Origin of the sequence: Prauserella oleivorans (assembly GCF_042685745.1) — a bacterium.
GTDB lineage: Bacteria > Actinomycetota > Actinomycetes > Mycobacteriales > Pseudonocardiaceae > Prauserella_A > Prauserella_A oleivorans.
Genome location: NZ_JBHUNT010000001.1, coordinates 3,294,308 through 3,318,891 on the forward strand (window position 1 = coordinate 3,294,308; position 24,584 = coordinate 3,318,891).

Annotated in this window: 22 protein-coding genes, 1 tRNA gene and 1 pseudogene; 15 read left to right on the forward strand and 9 right to left on the reverse strand. The window is 69.8% G+C overall.

The genetic code is table 11. From position 1 onward, the window contains the following. The first annotated feature begins 28 nt into the window (after window positions 1-28). The 5 genes and pseudogenes from ACFSZT_RS16160 to ACFSZT_RS16180 all read left to right on the forward strand — a co-directional run. Complete coding sequence (locus ACFSZT_RS16160) at window positions 29-730, forward strand: recombinase family protein (protein ID WP_377390258.1); 702 nt, start codon at window positions 29-31, stop codon at window positions 728-730. 65 nt (window positions 731-795) lie between these two features. Beyond that, window positions 796-2,052: a DNA-methyltransferase gene (locus ACFSZT_RS16165; RefSeq protein WP_377390260.1), complete on the forward strand. Its 1,257-nt coding sequence runs from the start codon at window positions 796-798 to the stop codon at window positions 2,050-2,052. Between the two features lie 35 nt (window positions 2,053-2,087). Next, the gene (locus ACFSZT_RS16170) at window positions 2,088-3,113 is read left to right on the forward strand and encodes a DNA-methyltransferase (protein ID WP_377390262.1); all 1,026 of its coding nucleotides are present in this window, start codon (window positions 2,088-2,090) and stop codon (window positions 3,111-3,113) included. Window positions 3,114-3,258: 145 nt separating this feature from the next. Beyond that, window positions 3,259-3,600 carry a hypothetical protein gene (locus ACFSZT_RS16175; RefSeq protein WP_377390264.1) on the forward strand — a complete coding sequence of 114 codons (342 nt, stop codon included), beginning with the start codon at window positions 3,259-3,261 and terminating at the stop codon, window positions 3,598-3,600. Window positions 3,601-4,175: 575 nt separating this feature from the next. Continuing rightward, window positions 4,176-4,910, forward strand: a pseudogene (locus ACFSZT_RS16180) (recombinase family protein); the annotation flags it as partial. Window positions 4,911-4,964: 54 nt separating this feature from the next. On the opposite strand, the gene ACFSZT_RS16185 reads toward ACFSZT_RS16180, so the two are convergent. Both ACFSZT_RS16185 and ACFSZT_RS16190 read right to left on the reverse strand, forming a co-directional pair. Beyond that, window positions 4,965-5,339, reverse strand: coding sequence for a hypothetical protein (locus tag ACFSZT_RS16185; protein WP_377390266.1), 375 nt, complete (start codon window positions 5,337-5,339; stop codon window positions 4,965-4,967). A gap of 158 nt (window positions 5,340-5,497) precedes the next feature. Further along, window positions 5,498-5,571, reverse strand: a tRNA-Leu gene (locus ACFSZT_RS16190). Window positions 5,572-5,767: 196 nt separating this feature from the next. Between ACFSZT_RS16190 and ACFSZT_RS16195 the strand changes: the two genes are divergently transcribed. The 6 genes from ACFSZT_RS16195 to ACFSZT_RS16220 all read left to right on the forward strand — a co-directional run bounded on the left by ACFSZT_RS16195 (window position 5,768) and on the right by ACFSZT_RS16220 (window position 11,836). Continuing rightward, complete coding sequence (locus ACFSZT_RS16195; RefSeq protein WP_377390268.1) at window positions 5,768-6,382, forward strand: ANTAR domain-containing response regulator; 615 nt, start codon at window positions 5,768-5,770, stop codon at window positions 6,380-6,382. 398 nt (window positions 6,383-6,780) lie between these two features. Next, on the forward strand, window positions 6,781-7,971 hold the full coding sequence (locus ACFSZT_RS16200) for a branched-chain amino acid ABC transporter substrate-binding protein (protein WP_377390403.1): 1,191 nt from the start codon (window positions 6,781-6,783) through the stop codon (window positions 7,969-7,971). Between the two features lie 104 nt (window positions 7,972-8,075). Continuing rightward, a complete protein-coding gene (locus ACFSZT_RS16205) occupies window positions 8,076-9,074 on the forward strand; it encodes a branched-chain amino acid ABC transporter permease (RefSeq protein ID WP_377390405.1) in 999 nt (332 codons plus the stop codon). Beyond that, window positions 9,071-10,216, forward strand: a complete 1,146-nt coding sequence (locus ACFSZT_RS16210) for a branched-chain amino acid ABC transporter permease (RefSeq protein ID WP_377390270.1) — start codon at window positions 9,071-9,073, stop codon at window positions 10,214-10,216. Before ACFSZT_RS16205 ends, ACFSZT_RS16210 begins: the two co-directional genes overlap by 4 nt. Then, window positions 10,213-11,136, forward strand: a complete 924-nt coding sequence (locus tag ACFSZT_RS16215) for an ABC transporter ATP-binding protein (RefSeq protein WP_377390272.1) — start codon at window positions 10,213-10,215, stop codon at window positions 11,134-11,136. The genes ACFSZT_RS16210 and ACFSZT_RS16215 overlap by 4 nt, the downstream gene beginning before the upstream one ends. Then, a complete protein-coding gene (locus ACFSZT_RS16220; protein ID WP_377390274.1) occupies window positions 11,123-11,836 on the forward strand; it encodes an ABC transporter ATP-binding protein in 714 nt (237 codons plus the stop codon). The genes ACFSZT_RS16215 and ACFSZT_RS16220 overlap by 14 nt, the downstream gene beginning before the upstream one ends. Window positions 11,837-11,882: 46 nt before the next feature. Here the strand turns inward: ACFSZT_RS16220 and ACFSZT_RS16225 are convergent, their stop codons facing one another. Further along, on the reverse strand, window positions 11,883-13,523 hold the full coding sequence (locus ACFSZT_RS16225) for a hypothetical protein (protein WP_377390276.1): 1,641 nt from the start codon (window positions 13,521-13,523) through the stop codon (window positions 11,883-11,885). Between the two features lie 159 nt (window positions 13,524-13,682). Between ACFSZT_RS16225 and ACFSZT_RS16230 the strand changes: the two genes are divergently transcribed. Continuing rightward, on the forward strand, window positions 13,683-14,492 hold the full coding sequence (locus ACFSZT_RS16230; protein WP_377390278.1) for an alpha/beta hydrolase family protein: 810 nt from the start codon (window positions 13,683-13,685) through the stop codon (window positions 14,490-14,492). Here the strand turns inward: ACFSZT_RS16230 and ACFSZT_RS16235 are convergent. Together ACFSZT_RS16235 and ACFSZT_RS16240 are read right to left on the reverse strand one after the other, a co-directional pair. Further along, window positions 14,461-15,423: a LysR family transcriptional regulator gene (locus ACFSZT_RS16235; protein WP_377390280.1), complete on the reverse strand. Its 963-nt coding sequence runs from the start codon at window positions 15,421-15,423 to the stop codon at window positions 14,461-14,463. The two genes, ACFSZT_RS16230 and ACFSZT_RS16235, sit on opposite strands and share 32 nt — an antisense overlap. Before the next feature lie 39 nt (window positions 15,424-15,462). Next, window positions 15,463-15,906, reverse strand: coding sequence for a PaaI family thioesterase (locus tag ACFSZT_RS16240; RefSeq protein WP_377390282.1), 444 nt, complete (start codon window positions 15,904-15,906; stop codon window positions 15,463-15,465). 62 nt (window positions 15,907-15,968) lie between these two features. On the opposite strand from ACFSZT_RS16240, the gene polA reads away from it, so the two are divergent. Then, the gene (polA, locus tag ACFSZT_RS16245) at window positions 15,969-18,692 is read left to right on the forward strand and encodes a DNA polymerase I (RefSeq protein ID WP_377390284.1); all 2,724 of its coding nucleotides are present in this window, start codon (window positions 15,969-15,971) and stop codon (window positions 18,690-18,692) included. A 123-nt stretch (window positions 18,693-18,815) separates the two neighbouring features. Continuing rightward, the gene (locus ACFSZT_RS16250; RefSeq protein ID WP_377390286.1) at window positions 18,816-19,409 is read left to right on the forward strand and encodes a hypothetical protein; all 594 of its coding nucleotides are present in this window, start codon (window positions 18,816-18,818) and stop codon (window positions 19,407-19,409) included. A gap of 5 nt (window positions 19,410-19,414) precedes the next feature. On the opposite strand, the gene ACFSZT_RS16255 is transcribed toward ACFSZT_RS16250, so the two are convergent. The 3 genes from ACFSZT_RS16255 to ACFSZT_RS16265 are packed head-to-tail and all read right to left on the reverse strand — an operon-like array spanning window position 19,415 to window position 22,102. Then, window positions 19,415-20,341: a GNAT family N-acetyltransferase gene (locus ACFSZT_RS16255; RefSeq protein ID WP_377390288.1), complete on the reverse strand. Its 927-nt coding sequence runs from the start codon at window positions 20,339-20,341 to the stop codon at window positions 19,415-19,417. A gap of 31 nt (window positions 20,342-20,372) precedes the next feature. Further along, window positions 20,373-21,248: a GNAT family N-acetyltransferase gene (locus ACFSZT_RS16260; RefSeq protein ID WP_377390290.1), complete on the reverse strand. Its 876-nt coding sequence runs from the start codon at window positions 21,246-21,248 to the stop codon at window positions 20,373-20,375. Then, the gene (locus tag ACFSZT_RS16265) at window positions 21,245-22,102 is read right to left on the reverse strand and encodes a class I SAM-dependent methyltransferase (protein ID WP_377390292.1); all 858 of its coding nucleotides are present in this window, start codon (window positions 22,100-22,102) and stop codon (window positions 21,245-21,247) included. Before ACFSZT_RS16265 ends, ACFSZT_RS16260 begins: the two co-directional genes overlap by 4 nt. Before the next feature lie 273 nt (window positions 22,103-22,375). On the opposite strand from ACFSZT_RS16265, the gene rpsA reads away from it, so the two are divergent. Next, window positions 22,376-23,872: a 30S ribosomal protein S1 gene (gene rpsA / locus ACFSZT_RS16270; protein WP_377390294.1), complete on the forward strand. Its 1,497-nt coding sequence runs from the start codon at window positions 22,376-22,378 to the stop codon at window positions 23,870-23,872. A gap of 484 nt (window positions 23,873-24,356) precedes the next feature. Here rpsA and ACFSZT_RS16275 read toward each other — a convergent pair whose 3' ends face one another. Further along, complete coding sequence (locus ACFSZT_RS16275; RefSeq protein ID WP_377390296.1) at window positions 24,357-24,569, reverse strand: hypothetical protein; 213 nt, start codon at window positions 24,567-24,569, stop codon at window positions 24,357-24,359. Window positions 24,570-24,584: the final 15 nt, after the last annotated feature.

Here is a 24,584-nt window from a genome sequence, read left to right on the forward strand (position 1 = left end):
ACAGCGCTTCACAGGGAGACCTCCTGCCATGTCTGCACGCCATCGTGACCGACCCCGCTGGCGCCGCGCGCTGCGCTGCCGGCGCAGGCTCGAAGCACCCGCCCGCCCGACACCCCCGCGCCCGGGCGACGTCAGCGATAGCTTGCGCGCCCGGGTCATCGACGACTACCACGCCATGACCAGCCGATGGGCGCGCGAGCGGATCATCGAACTCGTCCGCGCCGGCTATCACCTTGGTACCGTGCCGTACGGGTATCGCGCGATGCGAGCCATCCCCGCCGGTTCGATCCGCACCTTGCCCCGCCTCGTGCCCGACCCTGCCACGGCGCCCGTCGTTCCGCTCATCTATTGCTGGCGCCTCGACGAACGCCTGTCGTTGACCGGCATCGCCGACCGGCTCAACGCCGATCCCACCCGCTATCCACGGCCAGTCCACGCCGCCACCGGACACCCACGTCCGTGGACACCCAAGATCGTCCGCAATATCCTGACGAATCCTGTCTACATCGGACGGACGGTGTGGGGTCGCACCCGCGACGGCCGCCCCGTCCCGGCCCAGCAATGGATCATTTCCGGGCCACGTGCACATCGCGCCCTGGTTGACGACCGCGCCTTCGAGCACGCAGCCGCCACCCTCGCCAAGCCGCGTGGGCGCAGGAGTGCAGGGGCGGGCGGCGTGACGTTTCCCAAGACCGCGATTCGCCGCTGTACCAGCCCGGGATGCAGCTGAGCGAATGTCCTTGACGACCTCGTCCGTTGACCTCCCACGCTGCTGTAGATGGAGAACCCGACCCGATGCTTAACCCGTACTATGAGGACGCCACCGTCACCCTGTACACCGGCGATGCCACCGATACGCTCGTCGGACTTCCTGACGCCTCAATCCATTGCGTGGTGACTAGCCCGCCCTACTGGGCCCTCCGTGACTACGGCACCGCACGCTGGGCTGGGGGCGACCCACGCTGCCGTCACTCAACCGGCCGTGCCAGCGGCGTTGCGCAGGCCGAGAACCGCAGTGCCGCCTACCTGGCGTCGGCCGCGCATCGCGGCGGGCAGCCGGAGCGGTGCCGGTGTTGCGGCGCACGTCGCGAGGATCGTCAACACGGTCTGGAGCCCACGCCCGAGGGCTACGTTGCCCGGCTCCGAGGAGTCTTCGCGCAACTGCACCGCGTCCTCGTCGACAGGGGCACCGTGTGGTTAAACCTGGGCGACTCCTACTCCGCCGAACCGCCCGGCCGCACCCGGGACCCGATGCGGACCAGCACTTTGTCCGGTGCCACCGCCGCAGTGCCCTTGCGGGAATCGGTGCGCAGTGCCGGGGTACAGCGCACCCGTATGCTCCCTCGCAAGAATCTGATCGGCATGCCCTGGCGTGTGGCTTTCGCCCTGCAACAAGACGGCTGGATTATCAGAAATTGCATCATCTGGCATAAGCCGAACGCGATGCCCGAATCTGTGCGGGATCGCCTGTCCAACCGCTACGAGATGATATTTCTGCTCACCAAACAACAGCGCTACTACTTTGATCTCGATCCTATTCGGGCGCCAGTCGCGCGCCCGGAAGCCCTCGGCGAAGACCTTGTCATCGGTGGCTCCAACAAAGGACGTCACGCCGGGATCGACGCCACCATGCGTCGCCGGGGACACACCGTGTACGGCAAATACGCAGACCCCGCGCCGTTCCCTGGGAAAACTCCCGGCGAGGCCATGCGGCCGACCGGGATCCGGCACAATGCTGGCCACCTACGAGGCAAGAACCCGGGCGACGTGTGGTCCCTGCCCACCCGTCCGCTGCGCGACGCGCACTTCGCCGCCTTCCCGATCGACATCCCACTGCGCTGCATCGCCGCCGGATGTCCCCCCGGCGGTATCGTGCTCGACCCGTTCAGCGGAGCAGCCACTACGGGGCTTGCTGCTCATCAACTCGGCCGTTCCTACGTCGGCATCGATCTCAATCCGGAGTTTCACGCCATCGGCAAACGTCGGATATTGCAGCAAACGCGACAACGCGGGCTCGGCCTCGCGCCCGAGCAGCGGGACGCCGCGGCATGACCGGGTCCAATGACGACTCCCGACCGCCGCAAGCAATGCCGTATCACCGCGGTGACGGGGTTACCCTGTACACGGGCGACGCGACGGCCGGAGTCGCCACACTTCCGGACGCCTCGGTGGACTGCCTCGTCACGAGCCCGCCGTACTGGCGCCTGCGGGACTACGTCCCTGACTCCCGGACCGGAGGACAGCCCGGCTGTCGAATCCGGCCGGCGAGTCGACGCGGCCGGGAGCGGTGCAAGTGCCGGGATTGCGCGGTCCGCGCACATGCCCAGATCGGATTGGAATCCACCGCCGCCGACTACGTCGCCGCGCTGCGCGAGGTGTTCACCGCCGCGCGCCGGGTCCTCACTGCGCGGGCCACGGTGTGGATCAACCTCGGCGACAGCTACTCCACCAACTCCGACGGCTACTGGTGTAGCGGACCCGGCCAGGCGCGCCAACCCCGCTATCGGCCGCCAGCGGACGTGCCCCATAAGAACTTGCTCGGCATGCCCTGGCGCGTCGCTCTCGCGCTGCAGGACGATGGGTGGATTCTGCGCTCGGCGATCGTCTGGCACAAAGCCCACGCCACCCCGACGTCGATTCGGGACCGGCTGGCCTGCCGCCACGAGACGATCTTCCTACTCGTCACCCAGCCCGACTACTACTTCGACCTCGACGCGATCCGCCAGCCCTACACCGGCGACCGCGCACTATCCCGGCGTGCCCACCGCGGCGGCAGGAAACCCAACACCGCCCCAGGCACCTGGCCCCGCACCGCGGCCGACGCCCAACGCGGACGCAACCCCGGCAACGTGTGGACCATCCCACCCGATCGCAGCCGCACCGGCCACCCCGCGCCCGCGCCCCTCGAGATCCCGCGGCGGTGCATCGCCGCCGGATGCCCACCCGGCGGGCACGTGCTCGACCCCTTCAGCGGCGCGGGCACCACCGGCCTGGCTGCCCACGAGCTTGGGCGCACGTTCACCGGCATCGATACCAACCCCACTTACCACGAGATCGCCGTGCGCAGGTTTACCGAGCAACAGGTTGCGGCCCAGGAAGGACGACGGGAGTGACAGCGATTACAGCTGTGTCCCACTCATTTGGGGCCTCCGTTCTACCGAGGCCGGCGCTATCCTTCCGGGCCCGAATGGGCGGCGATGCGCGGTACACAGCGGGACTCGCGCACCCGAGCAGGAGCTGGCTCGGCACAAAGCTGAGATGGAGGACGAGGACATGGCCAGCAGCAATCGTCTCGACCTCACCGAAGCATCGCCAGGGCGGCCAGCCATGACCGGCGCGGGCTCCTCACATCGAGCGAACAGAGCGGCTGGTCGGGGGCACGGCGAGGGCGGTCAGATCATTCCGTTCCCGCGGGGCGGCGATGGCGTCCCACTCGATGATGACCGCTGGGAGTTTCGAACTGAGGTGCATTGGGTGGGCGGCGCGGACGGCAAGTGGCTGCGCCGCGAGCTCGCCGGTGTGCTTCGAGAGCTTCTGACCTGGGCGCGAGACGATATGACCGGTGACTTCGAGAATGACGGGGAGGAGCAAGCCGCGTGACAATCAGCGAGTCGAATCCGCCGTCACCCGCGGTGGAATCCCGTGTCAGTCGCGCGGGGTTAAGTGATCTGGCAGTCTCGCCGTTCGGGCTGCCTCTGGCGCTGCACGCGAAGGAAGTTCGCGTTGCGTGGGTCGGGCGTACCTCGACCGAGGAGAACCAGGATCCCCGGCAGTCCCTGTTGCGGCAGCTGGAACGCTCGAAGGTCTCGCTGCCAGAGTCGTGGGTTATTGTCTGCCATTTCTACGACGTTGAGTCCGGGCGGATGGAACTGGAACAACGTGGCCGCGCCACCGACTACGAACGCTTCGACATCCCCATCGCCCGCGACGGTGGCATCGCCGACTTGTTGGCAGAAGCACAGCAGGCAGATCGTCGATTCGACGTGGTGATCTGCGAGTCGATGTCGCGGACCGCCCGCAAGATGTATGAAAGCCTGTCAGTCGAGCGGGCATTGGAGCGCGCCGAAGTGCCGGTGTTCGCGGCCAATGAGCCGATCATGCTCTCCGGCGGTAGGGCACAGCAGATCCTCCAGCGGAGGATCAACCAGTCCGTGGCCGAGTACGAAGTCCTGAACATGTTGGAGCTGTCGTGGGGCGGCACTTGCACACACGTACGCGAGGGCTACAATATCGGCAAGCCCTGCTACGGATACAGGGCGAAGAAGATCCGCCACCCCAACCCCGCCAAAGCGGAAAAAGGGCTGACCAAGACGCGGTTGGAACCCGACGGAGCTCGGGCCGAAACGGTCACGTTGATCGCCAAGTGGCGCTACCACAAAGAACTCGGGTACGACACCATCGCCGAGCGGCTCAACGCCGACCTGGACAAGTACCCACCGCCGGAACCGCCGGGCAAGTCTCGAGCGCGGGGCGCGTGGTCGAAGTCCAGCGTCGCGGAGGTCTTGAAGAATCCGAAGTACACCGGCTATCAGGTCTACAACCGGCGTGCCCGGCGCAGCCGGGGTGGCCGCAACAAGCCGAACCCGCCGGAGTTGTGGGTGTGGTCGGTCGAGCCAGCGCACGAGCCGTTGATCCCGAAATGGATGTTCGATGCGTTCAACGCCGCGAGTGGGCAGAAGACGGGCTCGCGCGACGGCCCCGAGCCGAACGTGCACCGGTACACCCGCCGCACGTATCGGTATCGCAGCCGTGTGATTTGCGATTGTGGACGGCGGATGATGGGCCACCGTCATAAGCGGGGCTACACCTACTACCGCTGTTGGCCAACTAACAACAATCGAGGCCGCCCGGACAAGCACTCCGGGCATCCCCGCACGGTCTACGTCCGAGAAGAAGCGATCAATGCCGTGGTCGAACAAGCCTTCAGCGAGTTCCTGTTCCATCCCGATCGGCGGGCTCTCCTGCTAGGAGACATGGACCGCGCCGAGGAGCGGGCGAGCCAGGAACGGGCGGAGCGGCGAGCTCGGCTTCAACGGCGCACGGCCGACTTGGCCCGTCGGCAAGACAACGTTCTCGGCCAAGCCGAGAACGCCGACCCGGCTGACCCGTTCACCCAGGGGCTTCGTGAGAGGTACAACGATCTCCAAGCGGAACGACAGCTCGTCCTTGACGAGATCGCCGAACTCGACGCGCAGGATCCGGCCGAGCCTCGTAGGGCAAGTGACGCCGACCTGGATGTACTGGACGTGCTGCCGCACCTCGTCCTCAACCTGAGCCGAGCACCCGAGGGCCATCAGCAGCGGCTCTTCGAACTGACCAAGCTCCACGTACAGGTTCATTACCCGACCCACGAGGCAACACTCGTGATCACACTACCCAGAGAGGACCTAGAAATGATCTCCACTGCGGCGACCGCCCTGCAACGGCCGGATCACTCGCCCACACGTGCCTGCATCGCTGCAAAACCGCAGGTAGAAGCGAGTGTGAATGCTGTACGTGCCCCCGGTGCGACTCGAACGCACACTGGACGGATTTTGAGTCCGCTGCCTCTGCCGATTGGGCTACGGGGGCGTGGACCGAAACTGTACTCGGCGTGGTCTACGTCATGGCATTCGGGTTACCACGACGCGCGACGCGTGTCCGCGCGTCGGGCCGATCACCTTACGTGGCGAACGCCATCGTCACCAGCGGGCGGAGAGCCGGTAACCTTCAGATAGCGGTACCCCGCTAGATATCCCTGCCCGTCGATCGTCCCAGGAGGAGCCCGGTGACCGAAGCGGCTACCGAGGCCAGCGAAGTCGTCGCCGCACCGCAGCGCAGAGTGCTGGTCGCGGAGGACGAGGCATTGATCCGCCTCGACCTCGTCGAGATGCTTCGTGAAGAAGGCTACGAGGTGGTCGGGGAGGCCGGCGACGGGGAAGAGGCCATCAAACTCGCCACCGAGCTCAAGCCCGACCTCGTCATCCTCGATGTGAAGATGCCCAAGCTCGACGGCATCGAGGCGGCGTCCAAGATCACCGGCGACCGTGTCGCGCCCGTTGTCATCCTGACCGCGTTCAGCCAGCGTGAGCTGGTCGAGCGGGCCCGGGACGCGGGCACGATGGCGTACCTGGTGAAGCCGTTCGCCAAGCGTGACCTCGTCCCGGCCATCGAGCTGGCCGTGAGCCGGTTCGCCGAGCTGCAGGCCCTCGAGTCGGAGGTCGCCGGCCTCACCGACCGCCTGGAGACGCGCAAGGTGATCGACCGAGCGAAGGGCCTGCTCATGACGCAGCAGGGTCTCACCGAGCCGGACGCCTTCCGCTGGATCCAGCGCACCGCCATGGACCGCCGTACCACGATGAAGGCCGTCGCTCAGGCGGTCATCGACAACATCGCGAAGTAAGCGCTCTTACCAGACAGAACACCCCAGGTATTGTGACTCCGATCACAGTTCCTGGGGTGTTCTGCGTATCCGGGCACTGCGGACTGGTCAGGCTGCTGACCGGGCCACCGAGGAAGGCCTTCCGCTGCTCGCTCACCCGAATGCCCGATTGACCTTCCCTTGCTCACCCGCTGTCGCCGTCGCGGTGTTGCATTGACTCCACCGGGTGTGACAGGCCCGTTAACGTTCCGCGGAATCGTCACGATGTGGATACAACAACGCGAGCGGCCGGGGCTACCGCCATTCCTGCGGCTACGTTTTCCGCCCAGTCAGGTTCTCGGCTTGTCGGGGTTCGCGTCCTGCGCGTGTGAAGGACAACGGGAGGAAAAGTGTCAAAAGGACGGTTGGGGCGGGTTGTGCTGTTCGCGGCGGCGACGTCGCTGGCCCTCAGCGCGTGCGCCGCGCGCACCGAGACCGGCTCCGGAGGGGACACCGGCTCGCAGCCGCAGGCCGAGGCGCCCGCTCAGGCGGCCAACGCGGCAGACCCGGCGGGTGACGGCACGGCGAAGTGCGATCCGAACACCACGATCGCCTACGCCGGCACGATCAACGGCGCCAACGCGGCACTGGGCCAGAACATCCTCAACGGCGTCAAGGTGGCCGTGAAGCGGCACAACGACAACAACCCGGAGTGCCAGGTCAAGCTGCGCGAGTTCGAGACCGAGGGCACGCCGGACCGGGCGCCGGGCATCGTCACGCAGATCGTCAACACCCCGGAGGTCATCGGGGTGGTCGGGCTGCCGTTCTCGGGTGAGTCCAAGGCCGCGGGCAACATCTTCAACGATGCCGGCCTGGTCCAGGTCTCGCCGTCGGCCACCAATCCCGCGCTGAGCGAGAACGGCTGGAAGACGTTCTTCCGGGGCCTCGGCAACGACAACACGCAGGGCCCCGCCGCCGCCAAGTTCATCACCGGCGAGCTCGGCGCCCAGTCCGTCTGTGTGGTGCGCGACGACTCCGAGTACGGCATCGGCCTGGCCAACGCCGCCACCCGCGCGCTCGGTGACGCCGCCACGTGCCAGCAGGAGGTCAAGACCAAGCAGACCGACTTCTCGGCTGTGGTCAACGAGATCAAGGGCGAGAATCCGGACGCGATCTTCTACTCCGGGTACTACCAGGAGGCCGCGCCGTTCGCGCAGCAGCTGTTCGACGCCGGCGTGCAGGCGACCTTCGTCGGCCCGGACGGCGTCAAGGACGACGAATTCGTCAAGGGCGCCGGTGACGCCGCCGAGGGCGTCTACTTCACCTGCCCGTGCGTCCCTGCCGACCAGTTCACCGACTTCACATCCGCCTACAAGCAGCTGGCCGGCGGCAAGGAGCCGGGCACGTACTCCCCGGAGGGCTACGACCTCACCACCATCCTGCTGAAGGGCATCGACTCCGGTGTCACGGACCGGGCGGGAATGCTCGACTTCGTGCGCAACTACGAGGGTCAGGGCCTGACCAAGCACTTCAAGTGGAACGACAAGGGTGAGCTCGCCGAGAGCACCGTGTGGACCTACAAGGTCGAAGGCGGCAAAATCGTCCGCAACACCGAGATCAAGCCCGACTGATCTCCGGCCCTCGCATCCTGTAGCCGGGGCGCGTGCCGGGCGGCGAACCCGCCCGCGTGCGCCCCGGCGCCCACGTGGAGTACGCATTGTCCATTCATCATGTCCTGTCACCGGTGTATCTCGCGCAAGGTGAGGGCTGGATCAAGTTCGACGTCGAGGGCCTGGCCGATCAGTTCTGGAGCAACACCGTCGACGGCCTGTCGCAGGGCAGCATCTACGCTCTCGTCGCCCTCGGCTACACGCTCGTCTACGGCGTGCTCAAGCTGATCAACTTCGCCCACTCCGAGGTGTTCATCTACGGCGCGTACGCGACGTGGTTCACCTTCTACGCCCTCGGCTTCCGGCCCGGGCCGACGGCCGAGGTGCCGATCTTCGAACTCGTCGGTTTCCTGTTGCTGGCGCTGCTCGTGGCGGCGATCGCCTCCGGTGCGACCGCCGTGGTGCTCGAACGCGTGGCGTACCGCCCGTTGCGCAATCGGGGCGCCCCGCGCCTGGCGTTCCTCATCACGGCGATCGGCGCGTCGTTCGTGCTGCAGCAGCTGATCTTCATCTGGCGTGGGGGCAACCCGGAGCAGGCGATCCGGCTGCTGCGCCCGGAACCGGTCTTCGAGGTCTTCGGCGCGCCGGTCACCAACATCACGATCATCATCATCGTCGCGTCGATCGTGCTGTGGCTCGTCGCGGACACGTTCGTCAACCGGACCCGGTTCGGCCGCGGCATCCGCGCGGTCGCGCAGGATCCGGACACGGCCACGCTCATGGGCGTCAACAAGGAACGCATCATCATGATGACCTTCCTCATCGGTGGCCTGCTGGCCGGTGCGGCGGCGCTGTTCTATCTCATGAAGATCCCGCAGGGCGCCTGGTACCAGGGAGGGTTCCTGCTCGGGCTGAAGGCGTTCACCGCCGCCGTGCTCGGCGGCATCGGCAACCTGCGCGGTGCGCTTCTGGGCGGGCTGCTGCTCGGGCTCATCGAGAACTACGGCCAGTCGCTGTTCGGCGGGGAGTGGCGCGACGTCGTGGCGTTCGTGCTGCTGGTGCTCATCCTGATGTTCCGCCCGACCGGCATCCTCGGCGAGTCGCTCGGAAAGGCACGCGTATGACGGCGACCCAGACGACATCGGCGACCACACCGTCCACGCGGCGACGGTCGATCGGCGAGTGGTGGAACACCCTCAACCGGCCGCAGCAGTGGGCGGTGCTCGTGCCCGTGGTCGTGCTGATCTACGCGCTGCCCGTGCTCAACCCGCCGATCCTCACCACCGAGCCCGGCTACGACTTCCAGATCGCGATGTTCGAGGTGGCGCGCTACGCACTCATCGCCATCGGGCTCAACGTCGTGGTCGGCCAGGCCGGCCTGCTCGACCTGGGCTACGTCGGGTTCTTCGCGGTCGGCGCCTATGTGGCCGCGCTGTTCACCAGCCCGGACTCGTCGCTGGCGAAACTGCCGTTTCTGGCGGTGATCCCGCTGGCGATGGCGATCACGATGGTGTTCGGCGTGATCCTCGGAACGCCGACCCTGCGCCTGCGCGGCGACTACCTGGCCATCGTCACGCTCGGCTTCGGCGAGATCGTCCGGCTGTTGGCCGACAACGTCGATCCGTTGCGCGGCAACCAGGGTTTCCAGCAAGTCGGGCACCCACCGGGCACCCGGGAGGACGGCACCGCCCTGTTCAACAACACCGACGGCACGCCGTGGTACTGGCTCACGGTCACGATCATCATCGTGACGCTGCTCGTGGTCGGCAACCTCGAACGCAGCCGGGTCGGCCGCTCGTGGGTGGCCATCCGCGACGACGAGGACGCGGCCGCGCTCATGGGCGTCAACACCTTCAAGTTCAAGGTGTGGGCCTTCGTCATCGGAGCGGCGATCGGGGGTCTGTCCGGTGCGCTCTACGCGGGCCAGCTGGCGTTCGTCAACAACCAGAAGTTCGACGTCGTCACCTCGATCCTGTTCCTGGCCGCCGTGATCCTCGGCGGCTCGGGCAACAAGGTCGGCGTGCTGCTGGGCGCGTTCGTGGTGGCCTACGTCCCGCTGCGGTTCCTCGGCATCGCCGAGTACAAGTTCCTGATCTTCGGGTTCGCGCTGATCGTGCTGATGATCTTCCGCCCACAGGGACTGCTCGGCGCGCGCCAGCGCCTGCTCACCTACGGCAGGCAGGCGTACCAGCGGTTGCTCGGCCGCGGTGAGGTCGTCAGCCACGACGCGGCGGTGACCTCGGACAAGAACGGGGGTGCGCGATGACCGGGCCCGGCAACGGCCCCGAGGTGCCCGCGGAGGGCGGCCTCGTCGCCGAGTTGGAGCACATGACCGAGGCCGAACGGGCCGAGCACGACGCCCAGGTGGCCGACGCCGTCGCGCCCGACCGCGACATGGCCGTCGAGATCGGGCAGACCCTGCTCGAGATCGACGATCTCACCGTCCGGTTCGGTGGCCTGACGGCGCTGGACTCGGTCTCGTTCGCGATCCGGCGCGGTGAGATCCTCGGGCTTATCGGCCCGAACGGCGCGGGCAAAACCACGTGCTTCAACGCCATGACGGGCGTCTACCGGCCGACGTCGGGCCGGGTGCTGCTGGAGGGCAAGCCACTGGGCAAGCTCGCCAAGCACAACATCACCCGGCGTGGCATCGCGAGGACGTTCCAGAACATCCGGCTCTTCGCCGAGATGACGGCGCTGGAGAACGTGGTCGTCGGCACCGACGCTCGGCACAGAACGAGCGTGCTCGGCGCGATCCTGCGCTCGCCCCGGCACCACAGGGAAGAGAAGGCCGCCGTCGAGAAGGCCATGGCGTTGCTCGAGTTCGTCGGCATCGCCGACCGGGCCGCCGACAAGGCGAAGAACCTGCCCTACGGCTACCAGCGGCGACTCGAGATCGCCCGCGCACTCGCCACCGAGCCGAAGCTGCTCTGCCTCGACGAGCCGGCCGCGGGCTTCAATCCGGCGGAGAAGGAACAGCTCAACGGGCTCATCCGCAAGATCCGCGACGACGGGTACACGGTGCTGCTCATCGAGCACGACATGAAGCTGGTCATGGGTGTCACCGACCGGATCGTGGTGCTGGAGTTCGGCAGGAAGATCGCCGAGGGAGTGCCGTCCGAGATCCGGGAGAACCCTGCCGTGATCGCCGCCTACCTGGGAGTACCCGACGATGACCTTGCTTGAGCTGTCCGGTGTGTCCGTCCACTATGGCCGGATCAAGGCGGTGTCGGACCTGACGATCACCGTGGACGAGGGCGAGATCGTCACCCTCATCGGTGCCAACGGTGCCGGCAAGTCCACCACCATGCGCGCGATCTCCGGGATCCGGCCGGTCTCGTCGGGCACCATCACGTTCGCCGGCGAGGACATCACCACGCTGCGGGCGGATCTGCGGGTGGTCCGCGGCATCTCGCAGGCACCGGAAGGGCGCGGGATCTTCCCCGGCATGACGGTGTACGAGAACCTCGACATGGGCGCCTACGCGCGCAAGGACCGCAAGAACATCGCCGCCGAGATGGACACGGTGTTCGAGCTGTTCCCCCGCCTGGCGGAGAGGCGGGACCAGGCGGGCGGCACGCTCTCGGGTGGTGAGCAGCAGATGCTCGCCATCGGGCGGGCGCTCATGGCGAAGCCGAAGCTGCTGTTGCTGGACGAGCCGTCGATGGGCCTGGCGCCCCAGTTCATCCAGCAGATCTTCCGGATCGTCACCGAGATCAACCAGCAGGGCACCACGGTGCTGCTGGTGGAGCAGAACGCGCAGCAGGCGCTGTCCCGCGCACACCGCGCGTACGTGCTGGAGACCGGCACGATCGTCAAGTCCGGCACCGGTCCGGAACTGCTCGCGGACGCCTCCGTCAAGGAGGCCTATCTCGGCGTGGCCTGACGCCGGCGCGGCACCGCCTCGGCCCGGGCGGTGCCGCGCCCGCGGGTCACGAGGTGGCGCGGTCGGCGGCCCGGAACGCGCCCTTGCGAGCCGCCTTGGCCACGCCCTTGTCCGGGTGGTAGGTGCCGAGCATGGTCAGCACCTCGTGCGTGGCCGGGTGATCGAGCCGCCACAGCCGCTCGACGACGTCCGGGCCCGCGGGTTGGAACACCGCCGCCAGCAGCGCGGGCAGTTCCTCCTCGGGCACCCCGCTGGCCGAACCCGCGATGGAGTCGACGAGCAGCCATCCGAGGTCCTCGTCGGTGTTCTCGAACTCCGGCGCCGGGCCGAGCAGCATGGCCAGCGCCAGCTTCGCGTGCCGGCGCAGCACCGGAACGTCGAGCGCGCCCCGCCATTGCGCCTCGGCGGCGGCGCCGAGTTCCTCGCGCACGAGCCGGGTGGCGATGATGCGTTCCGCGGGCCCGCCGGCCGCGGCGACGGTAAGCAGCTCGTCCGCGGCGGCCTCCGGGCCACGAGCGGCGAACCAGGCATTCGCCTCCGCCTCGAGCTCCCCGTCCAGTCCGTCGCGGCCCAGCTCGATCAGGTCGGCGGCCGTCATCTCTTCCACGGGCGGCAGCAGCGGGACGTCCACACCGGACTCCACGAGCTCCGCCCGGATGGCGTGGGCGGCCAGCGGGGTCGCTCGGACGACCTCACCGTCGAGCTCCACGGCACCCAGCTCGGCGAGCCTGCCGAGCAGCGCGTCCGCCGGGTCGCCGTGGGCGGCGACCCAGGTCTCCCAGGCCTGCCGCGCCCGGGGTTCCGGCAGCTCCTCACCGGCGAGTTCCTCGATCATCTCGCTCACCGCGGGCACCGGAAGCCCGCGGTGCCGGGCGAGGAACAGCGGCACGAACCACGCGCCCGCCCCGCTGAAGTCGAGGTCGCTCTCCCCGGCGTGCTCGGCGTCCGTGAGCAGGCTCCACGCGAGCGTGGAGTTGAAGGCCTGCCGCCATACCGCGAGCACCTCCCCGTCGCTGCCGTCCGGCCACTCCTGCAGCCCCGGGCCGGCGATCACGGCGCCGGCGTCGCCCACGTCGAGGAACGCGAGCTCCTCGGCCAGCGCCGAGAGCGCCGCGAGCTCGTGCTCGCCCACACCCAGGGCCAGGGCCATGGCGGCGGCGTCGTTGTCGGCTCCGGAGGCGAACCGCAGCGCCAGTTGCCGGACGCGCTCGAGCGTGCGGCACTGCCGGGCCGCCGCGGCGAGTTGAGAGTCCGGGGGAAGCCGAATAGGGCCGATCCGATCGGGCAGCCCGTAGGCCTCCTTGAGGTCGAGCTCCCCCTCACCGGAGAGCGCGTCGAGGAACAGCGGCTCCACCGCGTCGAGTTCCTCGCTGAGCGACGCGTGCGCGTCCTCGCCTATCCGGTGGCTGTCCCGGGCGAAGTCGAGCAGCGCGTGCACGGTCGGCACCACCGTGGAGGGGTCCTCGAGTTCCTCGCCCTCCTCGGCCAGGACCTGCGGGTACACCCCCAGCAGCAGCGTTTCGAGATCGCCATCGCGCAGTTCGCCCAGGTCGGGCACCTCGAGTTCGTCGGAGAGCAGGCACAGCACGTTCGCCGCCTCGGCAAGGTCGACGGCCGGCTCGCGCCGGGTGCGTTCGGTCCACTCGGACAGGTCGGCGACCATCGCCGAGACGTCGGCTGACTCCATCGGGTCAGGCTATCGGCCGCCGTACCCCTGGCGGGAGCGGGTGCACGCCGATCGATCACAACCGTCGGTTGTCACCGGACACCGCACGGCTGTTGGACGAACACGGATCCACCGGCTTGGCTGGACACCGACACCCCGACGACAGACCGGAGAACGATCATGCAGGCCTCGTCAGCCATCAGAGGACACGCCGCCGGAGTGCCCTTCGTGGCCCTGCCGCCCGCCGCCGAGCCGCTCGACGGGCCCGCGCCGCTCGTGGTCACCTGGCACCTCATGGACCCGCCGCGGAGCGAGGAGGCGATGGCCGCCGCGCTCCCGATGTCCGGGCTCGGTGCCTGGCGTGTCTACTTCGGACTCCCGATGCACGGGGGCCGCGCGCCCGAAGGTGGACCCGAGGAGTTCTGCCGGCTGGCGGGCGAGGACTACGTGCTCAACGTCGCCGAACCCGTGACCGAGCAAGCGGCGACCGAGTTCCCCGGAGCCGTAGCCGACTTGCGCCGGCAATTGTCCCTCCCGGACTCACCGGTCGGCGTGGCCGGAGGGTCGGCCGGCGCGACGGTCGCGTTGGAGGTGCTCGCCCGAGCGGAGGTGCCGATCGGCGCCGCGGCGCTGGTGAGCCCGGTGACCCAGCTGGGGCCTGCCGTGGGCGCCAACGAAAGGCAGTTCGGCGTGACCTACCGGTGGAGCGAGCGGTCGCGCGCCGTCGCCGACCGGTACGACTTCGTCCGGCGCGCCGGCGAGCTGTGCGCGCCCGTGCTGCTGGTGGTGGGCGAGCACGACGACGAGGCGTTCCGGGAGCCCGCCGCCGCGCTGAGCGAGGCCCTCGGCGACGCAGGCAGGCTCGTGACCGTGCCCGGCATGGCACACGCGCTCGCCGACGAGCCCGGCATCGAGGCCGCGCCCCAGACCGGGCACGCGGCCATGGTCGACACCGAGTTCACCGCGTGGTTCCAGCAGCATCTGCGCTGACGTCGGCCCGCCACACCCGGGCCGGGTCGTGCTCGCACCAGCCCTCGGCCCGGCTCGTGGCGAGTGCGAGCTCGACCAGCCTGCGGACGGCCGGACGGCGATCGTCCGCCCGCCACACGATCGACCAGGGGAACAGCGGCGAGGGCTCGAACGGCAGGACGCGCAGGTTCAAATCGGGCGCCAGCTCCATGTCCGCGCCGGCCAGGGTGACCCGACGCCGGCCGTAGCGCGTCTGCTCCAGGGTGTGCCGGAGGTCGTAGCTGACACCGGAATCGTCCAGCGGGACACCGAGCGCCTCGCTCATCCGGCGCAGGAACGCCAGCCACTCCACCGGTCCGCCGAGCGACGGCAGCCAGATGCCCTCGTCGCGCAGGTCCGCCATGCGCAGGACCTCACCGGAGGCGAGCGGATGCTCCGGCGCCAGCAGCGCCACGAGCGGTTCGAGTCGCACGAGCCGGTGTTCGAGGCCCTCGGGCAGCTCCCGGCCCAGGTCGTGCACGCGGCCGAACGCGACGTCGACCTCGCCGCGCAGCAGCGGGTCCACGGTGTGCGCGAAGCCGTGCCGCCAGCTGTGCTCCACCCGCAGGGCCGGCTCCCGCGCGGCCATCCGCCGCAGCAGGTACATCGGGGAGAGGCGGTTGTCGACGAGGTCCAGCCGCACCGGCAGGTCGTCCACGCCGACCGCCGCCACCGCCTGCTCGGCCAGCCGCAGCAGTTCCCGCGCGTGCGGCAGGAAACGCTCGGCCTCGGCCGTGGGCTCCACCGCACGGTTGGACCGCACGAACAGCGGCACGCCCAGCGCGTGCTCGAGCCTGCTGATCCGCTTGGACAGCGCCTGCTGCGTCAGGAACAGCCGCTCGGCCGCCCGGCTGAAGTTGCGCAGCTCCGCGGTGAGGACGAAGGCGCGCACCTGCGCCAGGTCGAGGTCCATGCTCGTGAGTGTCGGGCCGCCCGCGTCCGCGGGCAACGCTCAGGCGCCCGGCGGCTTGTCGCGCACGACGCAGGTGAGCCTCGCGGTGCACGTGCGGCGGCCGGCCTCGTCGGTGATGACGATCTCGCTGGTGATGGTGCTGCGCCCCACGTGCAGCGGGGTGGCGACCCCGGTGACCTCGCCCTTGAGCGCCGCCCGGTGGTGCGTGCACGACAGCTCGAGGCCCATCGCGACCCGGTCGGAACCCGCGTTGAGCGCGGCCACCGTGGAGCCGAGCGCCTCGGCCAGCACCGCGTTGGCCCCGCCGTGCAGCAGCCCGTACGGCTGCAGGTTGCCCTTGACGGGCATCGTGCCGACCACGCGCTCGGCAGTGAGCTCGACGAACCGCAGACCCACCTTGTCGTTCAGCTGCTGGTCGGCCACCTCGGCGTTGATTCCGGCCAGCTGCTCGCGGATCTGCTGCTCATGCACGTTCTCGGTCACCCACTGCTCCTTGCTCGACACGACAGGCGGCACTGTCTGCCGCTCACCCTAGACTCACGACCGTGAGCCCCAACGCAAACACTTCCGTAGCGAACGACACACGGCGACTGCTGCTCATCGACGGCCACTCCATGGCCTACCGGGCGTTCTTCGCCGTGCCCGCGGACCGCTTCCGCACCTCCACCGGGCAGGTGACGAACGCGGTGTTCGGGTTCACCTCGATGCTCATCAACCTGCTGCGCGACGAGAACCCCACGCACCTCGCGGTGGCCTTCGACGTCTCGCGGCAGACGTTCCGCTCGGAGACGTTCGCCGACTACAAGGCCAACCGGCTCACCACGCCGGACGACTTCAAGGGCCAGGTCGAGCTCATCAAGGAGATCCTCGCCGCGCTCGCGATCCCGGTGCTGGAGAAGCGCGGCTACGAGGCCGACGACATCATCGCGACGCTCACCACGCAGGCCACCGGCGACGACTACGAGGTGCTCATCTGCACCGGTGACCGCGATGCGCTGCAGCTGGTGACCGACTCGGTGACCGTGCTCTACCCGCGCAAGGGCGTGTCCGACCTGGTCCGGTTCGACCCGGACGCGGTGCAGGAGAAGTACGGCCTGTCGCCGTCGCAGTACCCGGACTTCGCGGCGCTGCGCGGCGACCCGTCGGACAACCTGCCCGGCATTCCCGGGGTGGGGGAGAAGACCGCGACCAAGTGGATCCGGCAGTTCGGCTCGCTCGGCGAGCTGGTCGACCGGGTCGACGAGGTCAAGGGCAAGGTCGGTGACGCGCTCCGCGCCCACGTCGATGCCGTGCTGCTCAACCGCCAGCTCACCGAGCTCGTGCGGGACGTCCCACTGGAGACGGGACCCGGGGACCTCGAGGTCCGGCAATGGGATCGAGACGCGGTCCACCGGCTGTTCGACGAGCTCGAGTTCCGCGTCCTGCGCGATCGCCTGTTCGCGACGCTGTCCAGCGCCGAGCCCGAGGCCGACGAGGGCTTCCAGGTGCGCGGGGGCGCGCTCGCGCCCGGCACCGTCGGCTCGTGGCTGTCCCAGCACGCCGGCCCCGGCACCACGGTGGGGCTCACCGTGCGCACGACGGGCGCCTCGGTGTCGGCCGACGTGGTGTCGATCGCGCTGGCCGCGCCCGACGGCGAGGGCGGCTACGTCGACGTGACGACGCTGGACCCGGCCGACGAGGAGGCGCTGGTCGCCTGGCTCGCCGACCCCGCCGTGCACAAGGTCGGGCACGCGCTCAAGATCCCGCTGCACGCCCTGCTGGCGCGGGGCTGGCTGCTGCGCGGGCTCGCGATGGACACCGAGCTGGCGGCCTACCTCGTGCGGCCCGGCCAGCGGTCGTTCGAGCTCGCCGACCTCGTGCTGCGATACCTCCACCGCGAGCTGCGCTCGGAGGAACCCGCCGACGGCGGCCAGCTGTCGCTGCTCGACGCGGACGGCGGCGCGGAGGACCCCGCCGCGGCGATCGCCCACGACGAGCTGGTACGCGCCCGCGCGGTCGCCGAGCTGGCGGGCGCGCTCGGCGGCGAGCTGGACCGGATGGGCGGCAGCTCGCTGCTGGCCGAGATCGAGCTGCCGCTGCTGTCGGTCATCACCGACCTGGAGGCCGCGGGCATCGCCGTGGACCTCGAACAGCTCACGACGCTGGAGGCGCACTACGCGAGCCGGGTCAAGGAGGCCACGGAGAACGCCTACAGCGTCATCGGCAAGCAGATCAACCTCGGCTCGCCCAAGCAGCTGCAGGTGGTGCTCTTCGACGAGCTCGGCATGCCGAAGACCAAACGCACCAAGACCGGCTACACCACCGACGCCGACGCTCTGCAGACGCTCTACGAGAAGACCGAGCATCCGTTCCTGCAGCACCTGCTGGAGCACCGGGACGCCACCCGGCTGCGGGCCACCGTCGAGGGGCTCATCAAGTCCGTGGCTCCCGACGGGCGCATCCACACCACGCTGCACCAGACCATCGCGGCGACCGGCCGGCTGTCCTCAGTGGACCCGAACCTGCAGAACATCCCGATCCGCACCGACGAGGGCCGCCGGATCCGCGAGGCGTTCGTCGTCGGCGACGGCTACTCGCAGCTGATGACCGCCGACTACAGCCAGATCGAAATGCGGATCATGGCGCACCTCTCGTGCGACGAGGAGCTGATCGAGGCGTTCCAGTCCGGTTTCGACTTCCACGCCGCCACGGCCGCCCGGGTGTTCGGGGTGGAGCCCGCCGAGGTCACCGGCGCGCAGCGCGCCAAGATCAAAGCGATGAACTACGGGCTTGCCTACGGCCTGTCCGCCTATGGCCTGTCGCAGCAGTTGCGGATCTCGACCGAGGAGGCGCGCGGGCTGATGGACGACTACTTCGCCCGCTTCGGCGGCGTGCGCGACTACCTGCACACGGTCGTCGACCGGGCAGCCAAGGTGGGATACACGGAGACCATCTTCGGCCGCAGGCGCTACCTTCCCGACCTCACCAGCGACAACCGGCAACGCCGTGAGATGGCGGAGCGGATGGCGCTCAACGCGCCGATCCAGGGCAGCGCCGCCGACATCATCAAGGTGGCCATGCTGGGCGTCCACCGCGCGCTGTCCGCGTCGAAACTGGCCAGCCGGATGCTGCTGCAGGTGCACGACGAGCTCGTGCTCGAGGTGGCCGACGGCGAGCACGCCGAGGTGGAGGCCCTCGTGCGCAAGGAGATGGGAGCGGCCTACGAGCTGGCCGTTCCGCTCGAGGTGTCGGTCGGGTTCGGCCGGTCCTGGAACGACGCCGCGCACTGACGGGACTTCGGGCCGGTCCGTTCCATGGGAGCGGGCTCGGGGACGGGAACCGTTGACCGGAGAACCCGTCCCGCAGCCCACTCGTGCGCTGCCGAGACGCCGCGCGGCGGCTAGCCTCGCACCATGACGGCCCGCAGCGCGCTGATCCTCGCCGGCACCGGGATGCTCCGGGTGGTGGCCAGGGAGCTCGCCGTCGACGGCTGGCAGGTGGTGCTTCCCAGCAGGCGTCACGCGCCGCTGCCCGTGGACGATCCGGAGCTGCGGTCGGTGCGCTGGTCGCGGGGACGCCGGCACACCCGGGTGGGTGCCGGGCGCGCGATCTGGGTGGAGGCGCACTGGGACCGTCCGCGCGAGCTGGCGCGGAAGGCCGAGAAGGTGCTCGCGGGACCTGCCGAGCTCCTCGTCGCGTGGGTGCACGAGTCGTACCGGCGAGCGGTGCTGGGTGCCGTGGAACCGTTGCTCGCCGAGGACGCCCCCGTGGTCGAGGTCCGTTCGCTGGCCGACCTCGCCGGCCTCGCCGAGGAGTCCGAGGGGTTCTATCCGGATCACCCCACGCAGCAGGTGCTGCTGGGGTCGACCTCGGACGTGGACCCGTCCCGGCCGCTCGGCCACGACGAGATCGGCCAGGGCGTGCTGTACGCGGTGCAGCGGGCACTCGAGGGCCGGCCGTCGTCGGTGCACCAGATCGGCGAGCGCAGGCCCGTGCACGGAGCCTGACCCCGTCACCGCAGCGCCGTCGCGGGCCGCGCTTCCCAAATCGTCCACAGCGGCCGGTAGCCCTGCCGGTGCCAGAACACCGACGAGAGCGGGTTCGGCGGGTTGTAGTACAGGTACGTGCCCCGGATCCGGCGGCGGGCGAGCGTTGCGTGCGCCTCGGCCGTGATCGCCCGCCCCACGCCCCGCCCACGGGCATCGGGCAGCACCGCGACGCTGTGGAGGTACCCCCACCGCCCGGCGGGCAGCAGGCTCGCCGCGCGTGTGCCGGCCACCACATCGGTCCAGCCGCCGTCGGCGATCCCGACCGCCGTGCCGTCGAGCTCGGCGATCCACACCGGCAGTCCCGCGACGAGCTGCTCGCGCAGGGTCGCGCGGCGACGCTCGGCGGCGCCCGGGCGGGGGCGGATGTTGCCGACCCGGGTCGAGTACTCCATCTCCACCCGTTCCAGCCGCACGACCGTCTCGGTGTCCTCCGCCCGCGCGCGCCGGACGACGACCTCCGGGTTGCCCGGAGCCGTCCGGCGCCGCCCCGTGCGCACGGCCAGCGCCGACAGCGGCACGAGCCCGTGGTCGAGCAGCGCGCGCGTCGCCTCCGCGTCCCGGCTCGGCCACGTCACCACCAGCGCCGAGTCCAGGCCGGGAGACGCCGCGTCGAGCCGGGCTCGGCAGGCCCGCAGCAGCGCGTCCATACCTTCCGTGCCGTGCTCACCGGGAAAGGGAGTCAGCTCCCACGTCTCCAGCGCCGACCACAGCGCCTCGGGTGCGTGCGGATCGGTCAGCGTGACGCGCAGGACTCCGGTGACCCGGCTGCCGTCGGCCAGGGTGGCGACGAGCGTTTCGCCGTCCACAGGTCCGGCGGGTGCGGGCAGCAGCGGATCGATCGCGGCGAACCGGTCCGCCTGGCCGGCGACCGGGTCAGCGCTCTGCCTCATCGCTTTCGCCTCATTCCCCCTCGGCGTCCCCTCACCGCAGCGCCGTCGCGGGCCGCACCTCCCAAACCGTCCAGAGTGGACGGTATCCTTGCCGGTGCCAGAACACCGTCGACAACGCGTTGTGCGGACTGTAGAACAGGTAGGCGCCGCGCGCGCGGTCTCGCACGAGTTCGCGGTGCGCCGTCGCCATCAGCGTCCGGCCGATGCCGGTACCCCGCGCGGCCGGCGCCACCGAGACCGTGCCGACGCGGGCCCAGAGTCCGTCGGCGATCCGGTGCGGTATCGGGGCGGGCCACGCGCACACCGCGACCCCGACGGGCACGCCGTCCGCCTCGGCCAGCCATACGGGCTCGCCCGCCCGTACGGCCCGGCGGAACTCCGCGGCCAGCCGGTCGGCGGCCCCGGGCCGGACGGTCGCCGGGCCGACCAGCGCCGAGTACCGCAACTCGGCCAGCCACAGCGCCACCGCCTCGCCGGTGTCGGCCTCCGTCGCCCGGCGCACCGTGACGCCGGCCTCGCCGGGTACATCGGCCGCGGTGGGCTCCTCGCACACGGCCAGCACGATGCCGGGCACCAGCCCGTGCCCGATCAGCGTCGGCGCTACCGAGACGTCACGGCTCGGCCAGGTGACCGTGCACGCCGAGTCGGGTCCGCACGGCCGCGCGCGCAGGCGCTCGCGGACCGCCGCCAGCAGGGCGCCCATGCCGGCCTCTCCCACGTCGCCGCTCAGGGGCGTCAGGTCCCACACCTCGCGGGCCTGCCACAGGCTCGCCCAGCCGTCGTTGCGCAGGCGGTAGAGCACGCCCTCGACCTCGCGTCCGTCCGCCAGCCGCCGCCGCAGCCGCTCGCCGCCGCCCGCGCGAACGCGGTCCGGCAGCAGCGGATCGAGGGCGGCGAAGCCGGTCATGGGTCCAGCACGGTGCGGAAGATCGCCGTCCCGGGAAAGAGCCTGCCGCGCAGCGGGCTCCACTGGCCCCAGACTCGGGTGTGTCCCTCGGGCCACTCCGGCTCGACCAGGTCGGTCAGCCGGAAGCCGGTGGCGTTCAGCGCGCGGACGTAGTCCCCGAGCGTGCGATGGTATTCGACGTAGGTGGCCGCACCGGAGGAGTCCTCCTCGACATAGGGCGTGCGGTCGAAGTACGGCTGGGTCGCGGTGAGCCCCATGGGCCCCGGGTCGTCCGGGAACACCCAGCGCATCGGGTGGGTCACCGAGAACACCCAGCGCCCGCCCGGCCGCAGCACCCTGGCGACCTCTGCGAACACCGCCTCCAGCGACGGCACGAACGGCACCGCGCCGAACGCCGAGCACACCACGTCGAACGAGCCGGAGGCCAGCGGCAGCCGCTCCGCGCTCGCCTGGAGCAGTGTGGGCCGCAGGCCGGTGCGCGCGGACGCCTCCCGCGCGTGGCGCAGCATCCCCGCCGAGAGGTCCAGGGCGACGACGCGCGCGCCCTGCGCGGTCAGCCAGCGCGCGCACGGGGCCGAGCCGCACCCGACCTCGAGCACGTCGGCGCCCGCGATGTCGCCGAGCAGCCGGGCGTCCTCCTCGCGGAGCCCTTCCGGACACCAGACGAAGTCGGCGGCGCCGAGGAAGTCGCCGTGTTCGGCGTGGTAGGCGTCGGCGTCGGCGTCCCACCAGGCCAGGTTGGCCATGGTCGCCTCGGCGGAGCCGACGGGACGGTAGGCGACGCCGACGGTGCCGAGCTCCCGCTCGGCGCGGTCGTGCCGCCGGGAGCCGGTCGCGGGAGTCTCCTCGGGCACGGCCGTATCCTCTCCTCCGGTGACGGCATGATCGGCGCCGGACCCCTGATTGTGCGGGTCACGGGGTGCCGCGTACGATGTTCAGTAGCGCAGTGGGTTCGCGCTGCCTGTCGCCTCCGGACTACACGTGAGGTGGTGTGGGTCGCGCACCACAAGGTGATCCTCGCGGCCGTTCTTGGCTGAACGATTGCATGGTCATCGCCTTGTCCCATCGATGCGCTACGCAAACTGCACATCTTCGACACTCAATCCGCTACCGGAGCAACCCACCTAATGACCATCGACACCACCACCGCCCCGAGCGCCGAGCAGGCGAAGCAGGTCGCCGTCAACGACATCGGGACGGAGGAAGACTTCCTCGCTGCGATCGACAAGACAATCAAATACTTCAACGATGGTGACATCGTCGAAGGCACCATCGTCAAGGTCGATCGTGACGAAGTGCTGCTCGACATCGGCTACAAGACCGAGGGTGTCATCCCGTCTCGCGAGCTGTCCATCAAGCACGATGTCGACCCGGCAGAGGTTGTCGCCGTCGGTGATGAGGTGGAGGCCCTTGTCCTGCAGAAGGAGGACAAGGAAGGCCGGCTGATCCTGTCCAAGAAGCGCGCCCAGTACGAGCGCGCCTGGGGCACCATCGAGGAGCTCAAGGAGAAGGACGAGCCCGTCAAGGGCACCGTCATCGAGGTCGTCAAGGGTGGTCTCATCCTCGACATCGGTCTCCGTGGCTTCCTGCCCGCCTCGCTCGTCGAGATGCGCCGTGTGCGCGACCTCCAGCCCTACGTCGGCCGGGAGCTCGAGGCGAAGATCATCGAGCTGGACAAGAACCGCAACAACGTGGTGCTGTCCCGCCGCGCCTACCTGGAGCAGACCCAGTCCGAGGTCCGCAGCGAGTTCCTCAACAACCTCGCCAAGGGCCAGGTCCGCAAGGGCGTCGTGTCGTCCATCGTCAACTTCGGTGCCTTCGTGGACCTCGGTGGCGTCGACGGTCTGGTGCACGTCTCCGAGCTGTCCTGGAAGCACATCGACCACCCGAGCGAGGTCGTCGAGGTCGGCCAGGAGGTCACCGTCGAGGTGCTCGACGTCGACATGGACCGCGAGCGCGTGTCCCTGTCGCTCAAGGCCACCCAGGAAGACCCGTGGCGCCAGTTCGCCCGCACCCACGCGATCGGCCAGATCGTGCCGGGCAAGGTCACCAAGCTCGTCCCGTTCGGCGCGTTCGTGCGTGTCGAGGAGGGCATCGAGGGCCTGGTGCACATCTCCGAGCTGGCCGAGCGTCACGTGGAGATCCCGGAGCAGGTCGTGCAGGTCGGCACCGAGGTCATGGTCAAGGTCATCGACATCGACCTGGAGCGGCGCCGCATCTCGCTGTCGCTGAAGCAGGCGAACGAGGGCTTCACGCCGGACAGCGAGTTCGACCCGACGCAGTACGGCATGGCCGCCGAGTACGACGAGCAGGGCAACTACATCTACCCCGAGGGCTTCGACCCCGACACGCAGGAGTGGCAGGAAGGCTACGAGAAGCAGCGTGAGGAGTGGGAGCGGCAGTACGCCGAGGCGCACGCTCGCTACGAGCAGCACATGCGCCAGGTCGCCGAGGCGGCCGCGGCCAACGCCGCTGCCGCGGCCGATGGCGCGACCGGCATCGAGGGTGGCGAGCAGAGCTACACCTCGGGCGGCCGCTCCGAGCAGCAGGCCGAGAGCGGCGGCACGCTCGCGAGCGACGAGCAGCTCGCGGCGCTGCGGGAGAAGCTCTCCGGCGGTGCGTGAGTGACCCGGGCGCCTGACGGTGCCCGTTGACGAACGACAGCGGTGGCCCTGGTTCCGCGGAACCAGGGCCACCGCTGTGTCTGTTTCTGGTGTGTTTGCCTCGGCGAACAGCCGAGGTGCGGCTGCCGTCGTCGGTGCTCCCGGAGGCGGCGGCTGCCGCCGCGTCGTCGCCCGGACGGCGAGGTCGGGGCGCAGCAGCCGTCCTCGTCGTCGACGGGGATGCTCCGGCTGCCGGCGCCGAGGCTCGTCTGCCAGGACAACGGCTCCGGCTGCCGGCGCTGGTCTGTCGCCCGGACGGCGAAACGCCGGCCGGCGCTCCCGGGCAGCAGACTCAGTGGCCCTGTGCCGGGCGGCAAGCGGCCCAGGGGCCCGGGCGGGTCGGGCAGGTTCCGCGTCAGTGGCCGACCCGGGTGGTCCCGGAGTGCCGACGACAACGGCCCGCACCCCGGCGAGAGGTGCGGGCCGTTCGGCTCGGATCGGGCGGCTACGTCGTGGCCGGCGCCCAGGCGCGTTCGTGTGCGGCGGCACGGGCGCGGCGGCGGAGGCCGGCGAGGCTGTGCTTCGCGGGCACGAGCAGCGCCGTCAGCCAGTTCCGCCGGTATTCGTCAAGCGCCACCGCGACGGGCCGATGCATGACGCAGTGCACCAGGCCGGGCGTGCCGAGCCGGTGCCTCCCGACGTACGTGCTGGCTGGCATCGTTCCTCCGTGTGG

Excerpts from the sequence above, each read along its gene's own strand:
- ACFSZT_RS16230 (WP_377390278.1), top strand. The coding sequence starts at position 13,683 with ATGCAGGCCTCGTCAGCCATCAGAGGACACGCCGCCGGAGTGCCCTTC.
- ACFSZT_RS16170 (WP_377390262.1), top strand. The coding sequence starts at position 2,088 with ATGCCGTATCACCGCGGTGACGGGGTTACCCTGTACACGGGCGACGCG.
- ACFSZT_RS16275 (WP_377390296.1), bottom strand. The coding sequence starts at position 24,569 with ATGCCAGCCAGCACGTACGTCGGGAGGCACCGGCTCGGCACGCCCGGC.
- ACFSZT_RS16215 (WP_377390272.1), top strand. The coding sequence starts at position 10,213 with ATGACCGGGCCCGGCAACGGCCCCGAGGTGCCCGCGGAGGGCGGCCTC.
- ACFSZT_RS16210 (WP_377390270.1), top strand. The coding sequence starts at position 9,071 with ATGACGGCGACCCAGACGACATCGGCGACCACACCGTCCACGCGGCGA.
- ACFSZT_RS16175 (WP_377390264.1), top strand. The coding sequence starts at position 3,259 with ATGGAGGACGAGGACATGGCCAGCAGCAATCGTCTCGACCTCACCGAA.
- ACFSZT_RS16165 (WP_377390260.1), top strand. The coding sequence starts at position 796 with ATGCTTAACCCGTACTATGAGGACGCCACCGTCACCCTGTACACCGGC.
- rpsA (WP_377390294.1), top strand. The coding sequence starts at position 22,376 with ATGACCATCGACACCACCACCGCCCCGAGCGCCGAGCAGGCGAAGCAG.
- ACFSZT_RS16235 (WP_377390280.1), bottom strand. The coding sequence starts at position 15,423 with ATGGACCTCGACCTGGCGCAGGTGCGCGCCTTCGTCCTCACCGCGGAG.
- ACFSZT_RS16225 (WP_377390276.1), bottom strand. The coding sequence starts at position 13,523 with ATGGAGTCAGCCGACGTCTCGGCGATGGTCGCCGACCTGTCCGAGTGG.
- ACFSZT_RS16255 (WP_377390288.1), bottom strand. The coding sequence starts at position 20,341 with ATGAGGCAGAGCGCTGACCCGGTCGCCGGCCAGGCGGACCGGTTCGCC.
- ACFSZT_RS16220 (WP_377390274.1), top strand. The coding sequence starts at position 11,123 with ATGACCTTGCTTGAGCTGTCCGGTGTGTCCGTCCACTATGGCCGGATC.
- ACFSZT_RS16160 (WP_377390258.1), top strand. The coding sequence starts at position 29 with ATGTCTGCACGCCATCGTGACCGACCCCGCTGGCGCCGCGCGCTGCGC.
- ACFSZT_RS16185 (WP_377390266.1), bottom strand. The coding sequence starts at position 5,339 with ATGAACCTGTACGTGGAGCTTGGTCAGTTCGAAGAGCCGCTGCTGATG.
- ACFSZT_RS16250 (WP_377390286.1), top strand. The coding sequence starts at position 18,816 with ATGACGGCCCGCAGCGCGCTGATCCTCGCCGGCACCGGGATGCTCCGG.
- ACFSZT_RS16260 (WP_377390290.1), bottom strand. The coding sequence starts at position 21,248 with ATGACCGGCTTCGCCGCCCTCGATCCGCTGCTGCCGGACCGCGTTCGC.